A 12,529-nucleotide genomic window follows, 5' to 3' on the forward strand; every position below is an offset into this window, starting at 1 on the left:
TATTTTTCTATTGGGGGATCACACAAAATGACCATTAACCGACTGAAGCAATGCATCTGCGCATTTGCTTTTACAGCTCTTTTAGGCAGCCCAAGCGCTTTAGCGGCAGACCTTTTGCCCGCTAGCGCCTATGCATCGTTACCCAACATGCAATCGGTAAAAATGTCGCCAAACGCGCAGCAGATTGGCTATCTCACCCACGACGGCGGCCGGATTGTGCTGGTCCTTGAAAATATTGACCGCACCGACAGAGTTATGGTGCCCCCGCTTGAAAAGGCAGATATCGCCACCTTCTACTGGGCTAACGACGAGCGTGTTCTTATCGTTTATGAACTGTCTGGTAGCTACCGCGGTATCTCAGGACAATATACAATGACACGGCTTGTTGGCATCGACAGGGACGGCACCAATGCGTCATGGATTGTCAAAAACCACACGGAGAAGAAGGGTGGGTCTACCGCCGGCAGGATCGAGTTCGACCCTGCCCAGCTCCAGCATGACATCCTGGATATCCTGCCGGACGAACCTGATCATATATTGCTTTCGCTGGATGCAGATCACGACGGTGCCTATGAAGTCAGAAAGCTGAATGTTAACGACGGTGACTATGATATCGTCCAGCGGGACCGTCGCGGCATTCAAAACTGGTACGCAGACCACACCGGTGAAGTCCGCTATGGCTCAGGATATATTGCCGGTACCAGCGACTATATAAGCTCCCTCCGTGATGCAGACGGGAACTGGTTTGCGCTCAAAAAGACAGAATGGGCGAACCGGTATAACGTTCGCGGTTTTGACGAAAATCCCAACGTTATTTTTGTCTCCGGCCCCAGTCGCTTCGGCACCAAAGGGCTTTACAAGCTCAATCTCATTTCCGGCGCGATCATTGAAACAGTGTTTGAAGATGAGCATTATGACATCGGCGGCGTTTTGGATCATCCGGAAACCGGGAAAGCGGCAGGGTATTTTTACACATCCGACGTGAGCCACGTGGTATATTTCGACAAGACGATGCACAAGGTTCAAGGCGCGATCAACAAAGCCTTGCCCGACACAACGAACCACATATATAGCAAGGCAAAAGGCGCTCACACCTACCTTATTTTCTCTGACAGCCCAACCGATCCCGGTGTCTACTATTGGCTGGATTTCAAGACCAAGGAGATGAAAACTCTCGGCTCCTACATGCACGGCATCGATCCGGCGATGTCCAGCCCTGCCATGCCAGCGACTATACCGGTGCGAGACGGCACTAGCATACCAGGCTATGTAACCATGCCGAAGGGCAAGGAAACCGCAAAAGGCTTGCCCGCTGTTGTGCTGGTACACGGTGGCCCCTGGGCGCGCGACACTGCCGACTGGGACTGGTGGGCACAGTTCCTTGCCAGCCGTGGCTATGTTGTGTTGCAACCCAATTTTCGGGGGTCAACAGGTTACGGCCCTGCTTTTGAAAGGGCGGGCGACTCGCAGTGGGGTGGCCTTATGCAGGATGACGTGACAGACGCAACGCAGTGGCTCATCAAACAAGGCATCGCTGATAAAGACAACGTCTGTATCGTAGGAGCGTCCTACGGTGGTTACGCTTCCCTGATGGGCGTAATCAAGGAGCCCGGTTTATATAAATGTGCCGTTTCAATTAATGGCGTCACCGATCTGCCTCGGCTCATCGCTGAAGACAAATACAACGTCATCGGCGGCCGCGACTGGGTGAAGAAGATCGGCCTTGAAGGTGCATCATCGAGCGATGTCTCACCCTATCATCGATCCGAAGGTGTCAGTGCGCCAGTGCTACTGATGTCATCTAAGGACGATACCCGCATCGACTATGGCGTATCGGAAGCCATGCACAAGCGTCTCGCCAAGCTGGGCAAGGCCAGCCGTTACGTGATGATTGAAGACGGTGGACACCATATGGATACGGCAGAATCCCGCCTTACCGTACTAACGGAAATGGAAAAATTTCTCGCAACCCAGATTGGGCGCTAAGTTCCTTTTGGAAACATCCCGGCGATGGCTTCGGCCATCGCCACTTGCCGCCGAGCCTCAACCACATGCAGTTCCTCGACCATGCGGCCATCAAGCACCGCAACCCCTGCACCACGCTGTTTGGCTTCCTCAAATGCTGCAATCATGCGGCGCGCCAGCGCTACGTCATCGCCGCTTGGGGCAAACACCTCATTAGCCGCGTCCACTTGTGATGGGTGGATCAGCGTTTTACCGTCAAAGCCCATCTCGTGCGCCTGAACACACTCAGTCCGGAAACCGTCCACGTCTTTGAAGTTGCCGTACACGCCGTCAAGGATCGTGAGCCCATAGGCCCGCGCCACAAGAAGCGCCATTGAAAGTGCTGTCATCACCGGCATACGGTCTTTGGTATGGCTGGCGTGCAGGTCCTTGATCAGATCGTTGGTGCCAACAACCCACGTGGTTTGCCGATCCGTAACAGTCGCAAGCTCTTCGAGGCGCAAATATGCCTTTGGTGTCTCGATCATCGACCAAAGTGCGACCTTGTCAGCCCCACCAAGCCACGCCAGTTCTTCCTCAATCCTGCTGAGGATTGAGGGGTCGTCCACCTTGGGCACAAGAATAGCGTCTGGCTGTCCTTCAAGGGCGGCGGCCAGATCCTCCCGCCACCAGGATGTATCAAGGCCGTTGATGCGCACGACACGAGTTCGCTTGCCATAGCCACCCGCCTTGAGCGCACTGGCGGCCTGTTTACGGGCATCGGCTTTCGCGTCTGGCGCTACCGCATCTTCAAGGTCAAAGATAACACCGTCAGAGGGTAATTCTCGTGCTTTATCAAGCGCGCGGGCGTTAGATGCAGGCATGAAAAGCATGCTGCGATATGGCCGAAAGTCCATCATCCACTGCCCCTTGTTATTGTCCTCACTTCATGAAGGCCCGCGCTGCTCACACGGGCCTCCGCTCTCTACCAGCCGTCGTAGTTACCAACCACAGGTACGGTTTGCATTTTGCTCATCAAGCCAAACCTTAAGCGGCTCGAAATAGGCGATGATTGCATCACCGCTCATCTCGCGGCTGCCAGTGAAGGCTTCAAGCGCTTCCGGCCACGGCTTCGATGCACCCATTTCCATCATGGCATTAAACTTGGCACCCACTTCCTTGTTGCCGTAGATCGAGCATTCAGCAAGCGGCCCCGTCCAGCCCGCCTGATCACAGGCTGCTTTGTAGAACTGGAACTGAAGGATGCGGGCGAGGAAATAACGCATATAAGGCGTGTTGCCGGGAATATGATACTTGGCACCCGGGTCAAAGGCATCAGCCGGGCGCTCATTTGGTGCTTTCAGGCCCTGGTATTCTTCCCGAAGTTTCCACCAGGCATCGTTATACTGGTCGGGCGTCACCTCGCCGGAGAAAACCTGCCAGCGCCATTTATCAACCATCAAACCAAACGGCAGGAAGGCCACTTTATCCATCGCCTGACGCAAGAGCGCCGGGATCGGGTCGCTGCTGGCGGGCACTTCTTCGATCAGACCAATCTGCTTGAGGTAATCCGGTGTCATCGACAGCGCGACCATATCGCCAATAGCTTCATGGAAGCCATCATTGGCCCCGTTCTGGTGCAGCGGGCTTTGGTCCTTATAAGCACGCTGATAGAAGTTATGACCAAGCTCATGGTGCACGGTCACAAAATCCTCACCATTCACTTTAGTGCACATCTTGATGCGCACATCGTCCTTGCCATCAATGTTCCAGGCTGATGCGTGGCACTGCACTTCGCGGTCCGCTGGCTTAACGAACAGCGAACGATCCCAGAAGGTATCCGGCAGCGGTTCAAACCCCAGCGAGGTGAAGAACCCCTCTGCGGTTTTTGCCATCTTCTTGGCGTCATAGCCTTTTTCAACCAACTTGCTGGTCACGTCGATGCTGCCACCTGCAGTACCTTCAGGCTGCACGACCGGGTATATGTTGCCCCACTCCTGCGCCCACATATTACCCAGAAGATGCGCTGGGATCGGGCCACTATCCGGTACCACACGGTCACCGTAAAAATCTGAAAGCTTGGCCCGAACGTGACAATGCAGCGCGTCATAAAGCGGCTTCACGTCACCCCACATTTCATCAACCATCGCGGCGAAAGCATCGGGGTCCATATCATAGCCACCACGCCACATGGCGCCGACATCCTTGTAGCCAAGCTCGCTCGCACCCTCATTGGCAATATCCACCATGCGGGCATAGTCGTCTTTCATTGGCTTGGAGATTTTATGCCAGCCATCCCACGCGGCCAAAAGGCGCTCCGGCGTGCGGTCTTCCGCCATAATATCCGACACCTGGCCAAGCGACAGAGTCTCGCCTTCCATCTCCACCTTGCCAGTGCCGTAAGTGGCATCAAGGTTGGCTTTAATGGTTGCCAGCTCCGCCGTTTTCTCTGCATCATCCGGGGCTGGCAAAGTTAGTGCCGCCTTGAGGATGGTCATTTTACGCGCAAGCTCGGGCGGCAGGTCAAGCCCGTCAAATCGTTTTGCCTCATTGGCAAGCTTGACACCCAGCAAGGTGAAGGCCTCATCAGCCTCGGCTACGATAATGTTTGTGTCTGCTGTAATAAAGTTGGCTTGCACCCAGGCCTTGCGGCTGAAGCTTTTACCCTCGTCAGAAAGCTTCTGCTCAGCCTCACGCATGAAAGCCTCGGCTTCAGCAACCGTTGGTACCGCAGTTTTCGATGCATCTGCCTCATTTTCGCTTTTCTCGCCGCATGCGGTGAGCGAAAGCGCAACTGTCAGCGCAATAACTGATATCCCTGATTTCCACTGTGCCATGATAACCCCTCCGTTATTATATTAGCTCTTTAGGCCGTGCCACGCTTGCCCTGCGCCGCGTCATGATCATGCAAATCGCCCCGGGTCTGTCAACTGGTCTGTCCACAGCCCACAACGGCATCTGTATTGCAAATGCTGACGTTTCGTTAACCATCCTGTGCTGTAATAACACGTGCTCAAGGGGGCGCTATATTATTTAATGTTGTGCTGCACTTTCCGGCAGTATGGCATGAAGCGGAGACACGATGTCAGCCAGGAACGAAAAGAGCGCCGGTACTGAGCCGTTGGCCGCCTTTGAGGGCATCACGCACCTCACCGGCAAAGCCTATTTCCAAGCCTTGTGCAAACTGTTGGCTGAGCACTTTGGCGCAGATATCGCCTATGTCTCCCTGCTCAGTGCAGACCATATGAGCGCGCGCACGCTTGCCCATTATGAACACGGCGCATCAATGCCGCCCACTGACTACCCACTTGACCGCACACCGTGCTGGGAAACCGTGAATAAACGCGGGTGCTTTTACGAAAGTGCCGTTCGTGAAACCTATACTAAAGACGCTTATCTGGAAGAGCATGAGATCGAGGGATATGTTGGCTTTCCGCTTATTGGAGAAGACCCCAAGCGCGTTGAAGGCACCCTGATTGCCATGAGCAAAACCGCGATCCCTGAGGATGGCGCGCTGCATACAGTGATGAAACTTGCGCGAAGCCGCACGCAGGCGGAGCTGGTGCACACCCAATATGAAAACAAGCTGAAGGAAACCATCAGTCAGGCGCTTCTGCTAAACTATTCAAAATCCATGTTCATGGCCAACATCGGGCATGAGCTGCGCACCCCCTTGGGTGCCATGGTGGGCTACGCCTCTCTCATTCGTGACGGACAAGCAGACAAAACAACCATCAGCAACTATGCCAACAGTATCTGCTCGTCTGGCGAGGAACTTCTGGCCCTCATTAGCGATATCATGTCCCTCGCCATGCTCGAGATTTCTGACGAGACATCAAAACGTGAGAAGTTCGACCTTCTGGATATCGCCCGCACCGGCAGGCGGCTGATCCAACAGCAAGCGGCGAGCAAAAACCTGACAGTTGCCGCCGCCACGCGGTCTGACGCGCTGATTGTGCACGGCGATGCCGGGCACACCAAAAAGGCGCTGATGAATCTGCTGTCAAACGCGGTGAAATTCACCAGTAACGGCAAGATCGAGATTGTGGTTGAGGAGGATGAGAGCAGCAATGCCCGGCTTAGCGTGATTGACGGTGGCGTGGGCATGAGCCCAGGGGAAATTGCAAAAGCAACCGAGCCGCTTGGCACTTTCACCCATGCCTATGATATGCATCAGGAAGGGGCCGGGCTCGGTTTGCCAATCACTGCGCTATTGATGCAGCGCCAGGGCGGCGAACTGCTGATAGAAAGTGAAAAAGGCAAAGGCACCAAAGCTCACCTCATCTTCCCTCGCTCCCTTGTACAAACGGAAGAGGGCGACTTCATCTAAAGCCGCCCTCTTGCAATTCTTATCGCTGTTTTTGGCGTTTATGCTGCCACGGACAAAATGCCCTGATTGATGAGCGATTCTGCAATCTGCACCGCGTTGAGTGCCGCGCCTTTGCGCAAGTTGTCAGACACCACCCAGATATTGAGGCCGTTTTTCACCGTTGGGTCCTTGCGGATACGGGAGATGAAGGTCGCAAAATCTCCAACACATTCAACCGGCGTGATGTAACCACCGTCTTCACGCTTGTCGATCACCATGCAACCGGGCGCCTCACGCAGAAGCGCCCGTGCCTGCTTCTCAGTCATCTCGTTCTTGAACTCGATGTTGATCGCTTCCGAATGGCCCACAAACACCGGCACACGAACACATGTCGCAGTTAACTGGATATTGGGGTCGAGCATCTTGTGTGTCTCGGCAACCATCTTCCACTCTTCTTTGGTGGAGCCGTCATCCATGAACACATCAATGTGCGGAATCACGTTGAACGCGATCTGCTTGGAGAATTTCTCTTTCACAATCGGGTCATTCACGAACACCGCACGGGTCTGAGTGAACAGCTCATCCATCGCTTCGTTACCCGCACCAGATACAGACTGGTAGGTGGATACAACAACACGCTTGATCACCGCCGCATCATGCAACGGCTTGAGAGCCACAAGCATTTGCGCCGTTGAGCAGTTCGGGTTTGCGATGATATTTTTCTTGATTTTCTTCAGGTGGTGCGGATTCACCTCCGGCACCACAAGTGGCACGTCAGGGTCCATGCGGTAATACGATGAGTTATCGATCACCATGGCGCCTGCGGCTGCGGCCTTCGGGCCAAACTCTTTCGACACACCAGAACCCGCCGCAAAAAGTGCTATATCAACACCCTTGAAGTTGAAGGTATCAAGCGCGACGACGGTAATTTCCTTCTCGCCATAGCCTACCTTCTGTCCCATCGATTTTCGCGACGCGATGGCAATAACTTCCGTCGCCGGGAAGTCCCGTTCAGCGAGGATGTTCAGCATTTCACGACCGACATTACCGGTCGCACCTACAACAGCGACACGAAAACCCATGTTAATCTCCTATGGGGCTACAATTTCGGGGCCTTTTGTGAAGGTTACCCGCTATTTGGTCAAACTCTATTAGATGACGTGATTGTTTAGTTTTACTGCGCCTGCTTCACGCTTTTTCAAGCGCCTTGAGCACCGCATCGCCCATGCCGGATGTGCCCACGCGGGTGAAGCCTTCAGCCCAGATATCACCGGTACGAGCTTCATCAAGCGTGCGAGAGACAGCCACCTCAATCTTGTCGGCCGCTTCCCCCATATCGAGGGAGTAACGTAGCGCCATCGCAAACGAGAGGATAGCCGCAAGCGGGTTGGCAATACCCTGCCCTGCAATATCGGGGGCGGAACCGTGTACAGGTTCATAAAGCCCGGGCCCTCCTGCGCCCAGCGATGCGGACGGCAGCATACCAAGCGAACCAGTGAGCATCGCCGCAGCATCCGAGAGCAAATCACCAAACAGGTTATCCGTGAGGATCACATCAAACTGCTTGGGATTTTTCACCAGCTGCATGGCGCAGTTATCCGCGAGAATATGCTCAAGCTTTATATCCGAATATTCAGCAGCGTGCAGTTTGGTGACTTCCTCGCGCCACAAAAGCCCGGCTTCCATCACGTTGGCTTTTTCTGCGCTATGCACTTTACCACCACGCTTGCGCGCCATCTCAAACGCGACGCGCGAAATGCGGATAATCTCCGCATCTGTGTAACGCTGGGTATTGATACCAACACGCCCACCACCGGGCAGGTCTTCAATGCCGCGCGGCTCACCAAAATAAACACCGCCTGCAAGTTCGCGTACAAAAAGGATATCAAGCCCGGCCACATATTCACGCTTCAGGCTTGAGGCATCTGCCAGCGCATCAAAGCACATGGCTGGCCTCAAGTTCGCGAACAGGTCCAGATCTTTCCGCAGGCGCAAAAGCCCCGCTTCCGGGCGTTTGTCATAATCGGTTTTGCTGTCCCACTTCGGGCCACCAACACACGCCAGCAGGATAGCGTCAGATGCTTTGGCGCGCGCAAGCGTCGCATCAGAAAGCGGTGTGCCCTCCGCGTCATAAGCACAACCACCAATCAGGCCTTCTTCCACATTGAAGGTCACACCATAAGCGCCTTCAACCCATGCCATCACACGGCGTACTTCTGCGGTAATCTCCGGCCCGATACCGTCACCGGGCAACAGCATAATATTATATGTGCTCATGAAACTTCCTCGCCTGATAGGTTATTTTATGCCCGGTAAAGCCAGGGCGTTTGCATCTTCTGTTTGGCTTCATAATTGCCAATGGCTGCCTTGGCGGTCAGCGTCTGGCCGATCTCGTCAAGGCCCTGCATCAGCATGTCCTTGTGCTCGGAATTGAAGTCAAATTCATAATGCGCGTTCTGGCAGGTGACCGTCTGTGCGTCCAGATCCACATGGATTTCATGGCCCGCTTCTGCGGCCATCACCAGCGCGTCCACAGCTTCCTGTGGCAGTTCAACGGTCAGGATGCCGTTCTTGATGCAGTTGCCCGCAAAGATATCCGCAAAACTTGGGGCAATCAGACAGCGGTAGCCAAGGTCAGCAATTGCCCACGGCGCGTGCTCGCGGCTCGAACCACAACCAAAGTTATCGCCCGCGATCAGGATTTTTGCGCCCTTATAGCGCTCGCCATCAAACACATTGTCTTTGATGCGGTTGCCGTCAGCGTCAAATCGTACGCTTTCAAATGCAAACTTGCCAAAGCCGGTACGCTCGATCGACTTCAGGTGTTTTGCCGGAATAATAATATCCGTATCAATGTTCACCCGCGGGAAAGGCGTTGCGATTGAGGTGATTTTGGTGAATTTTTCCATCGTCTCTCTCCGCCCTTAAAATTCGCGTACGTCAACAAAGTGGCCAGCAATTGCCGCGGCGGCCGCCATTGCGGGGCTCACCAGATGCGTGCGTGCGCCCGGCCCTTGCCTGCTGACAAAGTTGCGGTTGCTGGTACTTGCCACATGCTCACCCGGCCCGGCTTTATCCGGGTTCATGGCAAGGCACATGGAACAGCCCGGCTCCCGCCACTGAAAACCAGCGTCCGTGAATATCTTGTCGAGGCCTTCTTGCTCCGCCAGCTCTTTCACAAGGCCAGAACCCGGCACGATCATCGCTTCAATGATATGACCCGCCACCTTGCGGCCCTTGATAACGCCTGCGGCTTCGCGCAAATCTTCAATCCGGCTGTTGGTGCAGGACCCCACAAACACGCGGTCCACCTTGATATCAGTGATGGCCATGCCTTCCTTGAGGCCCATATATTCAAGCGCCTTCACCACACCTTCCTGTTTCGCACGGTCTGCAAAGCTGCTCACCGCCGGGATGGTGCCGGTAACAGGGGCCACGTCCTCGGGGCTTGTGCCCCAGGTTACAAGCGGCACGATATCATCACCGTTCAGCACAACCTCACGGTCAAACTGCGCGCCCTCATCTGAGCGAAGTGATTTCCAGTGCGCAACGGCTGCATCCCATTGCCCGGCTTTTGGTGCATAGGGGCGGCCCTTCAGGTAGGTGAAGGTTTTCTCGTCAGGCGCCACAAGGCCCGCACGTGCGCCAGCCTCAATCGACATATTACAGAGCGTCATACGCCCTTCCATCGAAAGGCTTTCGATCACAGAGCCCGAATATTCAATCACGTGACCAGTGCCGCCTGCCGTGCCGATATGGCCGATGATCGCAAGCGCAACATCTTTCGCAGAACAGCCAACAGGCAAAGTACCGTTTACTGTGACGCGCATATTTTTTGATTTCTTGAGCACAAGCGTCTGGGTCGCCAGCACATGCTCAACCTCGCTGGTGCCAATACCAAACGCCAGCGCACCAAAAGCGCCGTGGGTTGAGGTATGGCTGTCGCCGCACACCAGTGTTACGCCCGGCTGGGTGAAGCCCTGCTCCGGCCCTACCACATGCACAATGCCCTGCCGCACGTCATCCATCGGGATATAATCAAGCCCGAACTCCTTGACGTTGGTTTCAAGGGCTTTGAGCTGCGCGGTCGACATCGGGTCAGGGTTTGGCTTATCGCGGTCTTTGGTGGGAACGTTATGGTCCGGCACCGCAATGATGCTATCGGGGCGGCGAATGGTACGGCCGCTCACGCGTAAGCCTTCAAACGCCTGCGGGCTTGTCACTTCATGCACAAGGTGACGGTCGATATATAGTAGGGAAACACTGTCGCTTCTTTTCTCGACAACATGGCCTTCCCAGATCTTATCGTACATCGTTCTTGGCATCATCAACTCCGCTCATCGGTGTTTGTCTGTGTTTGGTACCTTCCCGGACCTTCCGGCATTTAGTGTGTTTTTCAGTATCATGCTCTGGCGGAGCACGGGCTATTTAATCAGCCAAAATGAAAAACGGGGGCAGGATCTGCGACCCGCCCCCGTTCTTTATAGCCACCCTCGACAATACGCAACAAATAAAAAGCTTGCTGCCGAGGATTGTAATATTATTTCGCGTCGTTTTTGCGGAAATCACGCTTTTCAACGATACGAGCAGCTTTACCAGTACGGCCACGCAGGTAGTAAAGCTTCGCACGGCGTACTTTACCGCGGCGAACAACTGTGATGGCATCAACGGCTGGGCCATAGAGTGGGAACACACGCTCAACACCTTCGCCGTAGGAAATTTTCCGTACGGTGAAGTTTGAGCTGATACCCTTGTTTGCACGTGCAATGCAGACACCTTCAAATGCCTGGATACGCTCGCGCTCACCCTCTTTAACTTTCACGTCAACACGCAGCGTGTCACCAGCGCCAAACGCAGGAATAGTTTTGTCTTCCGTGAGCTTGGCAATATGCTCTTGCTCGAGCTTTTGAATGATGTTCATCGGTTTAAACCTTTTCTTTTTTTTCCCGAACATAGGTCGACCAGAGATCCGGCCGGCGTACCCGAGTTAACTCTTCAGCTTTTTCGCGGCGCCACTGGGCGACACGACCATGGTGCCCACTTGTGAGCACCTCGGGAATTTCCCGATCTTCCCAGACCTGAGGCCTGGTGTATTGAGGGTACTCTAGGAGTCCGCTCTCAAAACTCTCTTCATCCAGCGTCTCTGCCGCGCCCATCACGCCGGGCAGCAGGCGAACAACCGCATCAAGCATTACAAGCGCCGCTGGTTCACCGCCAGACAACACAAAATCACCTACGCTGATCTCTTCCACGCCACGCGCTTCCAAAACCCGCTCATCGACACCTTCAAACCGGCCACACAGCAGCGTTACACCGCCTGCATTTTTCCACCTGTGAGCCTCTTTCTGGTCGAAGCATTTGCCTCGAGGGCTCATATAAACAAGTGGCCATTCCGATTTGGCCTCCGCGCGCGCTGCATCTATCGCGCGGCCTAAAATATCTGCTCTAAGCACCATTCCAGGACCGCCACCCGCGGGGGTGTCGTCAACCGAGCGGTGCTTATCGCTCGAAAAATCGCGAATGTCCAGTGTTTTCAACGCCCACAGATCGTCTGAAAGGCCCTTGCCCGCCAAGGACATGCCAAGGCAGCCCGGGAACATATCCGGGAACAAGGTCAACACCTGTGCGGTGAACGCAGGAGTCATAAGTTTTCCCCTGTTTTTTCAACGCCTTCATCGTCATCGCCGTCCCGCTCGCTCACCTGGGTTTCGACCCAGACATCAAACGCGATAGTGATGGTTTCCGCTTTCAAGTCTACGGTTGGCACATAAATTTTGCGGAAGGGAATAAAGGCAAATCGGCCAAGGCCCGGCAGAGGCTTCTCCAACACCAGCTCCAGAAGGTCGTCAGAGCCGAAGTTCTCAACAGCACGCACAAAGCCAACTGTTTTACCCTGCGTGTCACAAGCGTTGAGGCCAATGAGGTCGGCGAGGTAGAACTCGTCCTCATCCTCAAGGGCGAATGCGTCGCGCGGCACATAAAGCTTGGTGCTTTTCATTGCCTGCGCATTTTCACGGTTTGTCACACCGTCAATGCGGGCGATAAAACCATCTTTGTCAGCACGTAACCGCTTGAGGGAGATTTTAGTACCCCCGGCACCCTTATGAAGGGCGGGGTATGCGAAAATGGCTTCCGGGTCTTCAGTGAAGGACTTCAGTCGTACGTCGCCGCGCACCCCGTGCGCGCCCGATAAGGCACCCACGCAGATCCAACCATCCTCAACACCGCGCTGTGCGCGTTCATGAGCCCCGGAAGCCATTTTGGCATACCCTTAAA

General features: G+C 54.6%; 11 protein-coding genes. 2 read left to right on the forward strand and 9 right to left on the reverse strand.

Translation table 11 applies throughout. The features are described from left to right. The first annotated feature begins 27 nt into the window (after positions 1–27). Positions 28–1,986, forward strand: a complete 1,959-nt coding sequence (locus ACOOGA_RS05865) for an alpha/beta hydrolase family protein (protein WP_420429925.1) — start codon at positions 28–30, stop codon at positions 1,984–1,986. Here ACOOGA_RS05865 and ACOOGA_RS05870 read toward each other — a convergent pair. Both ACOOGA_RS05870 and ACOOGA_RS05875 read right to left on the reverse strand, forming a co-directional pair. Beyond that, the gene (locus tag ACOOGA_RS05870; protein WP_420429926.1) at positions 1,983–2,864 is read right to left on the reverse strand and encodes an HpcH/HpaI aldolase/citrate lyase family protein; all 882 of its coding nucleotides are present in this window, start codon (positions 2,862–2,864) and stop codon (positions 1,983–1,985) included. The two genes, ACOOGA_RS05865 and ACOOGA_RS05870, sit on opposite strands and share 4 nt — an antisense overlap. Positions 2,865–2,945: 81 nt before the next feature. Then, positions 2,946–4,781 carry a M2 family metallopeptidase gene (locus ACOOGA_RS05875; protein ID WP_420429927.1) on the reverse strand — a complete coding sequence of 612 codons (1,836 nt, stop codon included), beginning with the start codon at positions 4,779–4,781 and terminating at the stop codon, positions 2,946–2,948. A gap of 245 nt (positions 4,782–5,026) precedes the next feature. Between ACOOGA_RS05875 and ACOOGA_RS05880 the strand changes: the two genes are divergently transcribed. Continuing rightward, positions 5,027–6,274: a GAF domain-containing sensor histidine kinase gene (locus tag ACOOGA_RS05880; protein ID WP_420429928.1), complete on the forward strand. Its 1,248-nt coding sequence runs from the start codon at positions 5,027–5,029 to the stop codon at positions 6,272–6,274. A gap of 38 nt (positions 6,275–6,312) precedes the next feature. On the opposite strand, the gene ACOOGA_RS05885 is transcribed toward ACOOGA_RS05880, so the two are convergent. The 7 genes from ACOOGA_RS05885 to rimM form a co-directional block, all read right to left on the reverse strand. Further along, on the reverse strand, positions 6,313–7,335 hold the full coding sequence (locus tag ACOOGA_RS05885; RefSeq protein ID WP_417462507.1) for an aspartate-semialdehyde dehydrogenase: 1,023 nt from the start codon (positions 7,333–7,335) through the stop codon (positions 6,313–6,315). A 106-nt stretch (positions 7,336–7,441) separates the two neighbouring features. After that, positions 7,442–8,530 carry a 3-isopropylmalate dehydrogenase gene (gene leuB, locus ACOOGA_RS05890; RefSeq protein WP_420429929.1) on the reverse strand — a complete coding sequence of 363 codons (1,089 nt, stop codon included), beginning with the start codon at positions 8,528–8,530 and terminating at the stop codon, positions 7,442–7,444. Between the two features lie 26 nt (positions 8,531–8,556). Further along, positions 8,557–9,162, reverse strand: coding sequence for a 3-isopropylmalate dehydratase small subunit (gene leuD, locus ACOOGA_RS05895; protein ID WP_420429930.1), 606 nt, complete (start codon positions 9,160–9,162; stop codon positions 8,557–8,559). A 15-nt stretch (positions 9,163–9,177) separates the two neighbouring features. Beyond that, positions 9,178–10,584, reverse strand: a complete 1,407-nt coding sequence (gene leuC / locus ACOOGA_RS05900; protein ID WP_420429931.1) for a 3-isopropylmalate dehydratase large subunit — start codon at positions 10,582–10,584, stop codon at positions 9,178–9,180. Between the two features lie 209 nt (positions 10,585–10,793). Then, positions 10,794–11,174, reverse strand: coding sequence for a 50S ribosomal protein L19 (gene rplS / locus ACOOGA_RS05905; RefSeq protein ID WP_417462503.1), 381 nt, complete (start codon positions 11,172–11,174; stop codon positions 10,794–10,796). A 4-nt stretch (positions 11,175–11,178) separates the two neighbouring features. After that, positions 11,179–11,898 carry a tRNA (guanosine(37)-N1)-methyltransferase TrmD gene (gene trmD, locus ACOOGA_RS05910; RefSeq protein WP_420429932.1) on the reverse strand — a complete coding sequence of 240 codons (720 nt, stop codon included), beginning with the start codon at positions 11,896–11,898 and terminating at the stop codon, positions 11,179–11,181. Beyond that, positions 11,895–12,512: a ribosome maturation factor RimM gene (rimM, locus tag ACOOGA_RS05915; protein WP_420429933.1), complete on the reverse strand. Its 618-nt coding sequence runs from the start codon at positions 12,510–12,512 to the stop codon at positions 11,895–11,897. The genes trmD and rimM overlap by 4 nt, the downstream gene beginning before the upstream one ends. Between the last annotated feature and the right edge of the window lie 17 nt (positions 12,513–12,529).

It is taken from the genome of Kordiimonas sp. (genome assembly GCF_965216265.1).
Taxonomy (GTDB): domain Bacteria; phylum Pseudomonadota; class Alphaproteobacteria; order Sphingomonadales; family Kordiimonadaceae; genus Kordiimonas.

Coding starts and splice junctions, on each gene's coding strand:
- leuB (WP_420429929.1), bottom strand. CDS start 8,530: ATGAGCACATATAATATTATGCTGTTGCCCGGTGACGGTATCGGGCCG.
- trmD (WP_420429932.1), bottom strand. CDS start 11,898: ATGACTCCTGCGTTCACCGCACAGGTGTTGACCTTGTTCCCGGATATG.
- leuD (WP_420429930.1), bottom strand. CDS start 9,162: ATGGAAAAATTCACCAAAATCACCTCAATCGCAACGCCTTTCCCGCGG.
- ACOOGA_RS05875 (WP_420429927.1), bottom strand. CDS start 4,781: ATGGCACAGTGGAAATCAGGGATATCAGTTATTGCGCTGACAGTTGCG.
- ACOOGA_RS05865 (WP_420429925.1), top strand. CDS start 28: ATGACCATTAACCGACTGAAGCAATGCATCTGCGCATTTGCTTTTACA.
- ACOOGA_RS05870 (WP_420429926.1), bottom strand. CDS start 2,864: ATGATGGACTTTCGGCCATATCGCAGCATGCTTTTCATGCCTGCATCT.
- rimM (WP_420429933.1), bottom strand. CDS start 12,512: ATGGCTTCCGGGGCTCATGAACGCGCACAGCGCGGTGTTGAGGATGGT.
- ACOOGA_RS05880 (WP_420429928.1), top strand. CDS start 5,027: ATGTCAGCCAGGAACGAAAAGAGCGCCGGTACTGAGCCGTTGGCCGCC.
- ACOOGA_RS05885 (WP_417462507.1), bottom strand. CDS start 7,335: ATGGGTTTTCGTGTCGCTGTTGTAGGTGCGACCGGTAATGTCGGTCGT.
- rplS (WP_417462503.1), bottom strand. CDS start 11,174: ATGAACATCATTCAAAAGCTCGAGCAAGAGCATATTGCCAAGCTCACG.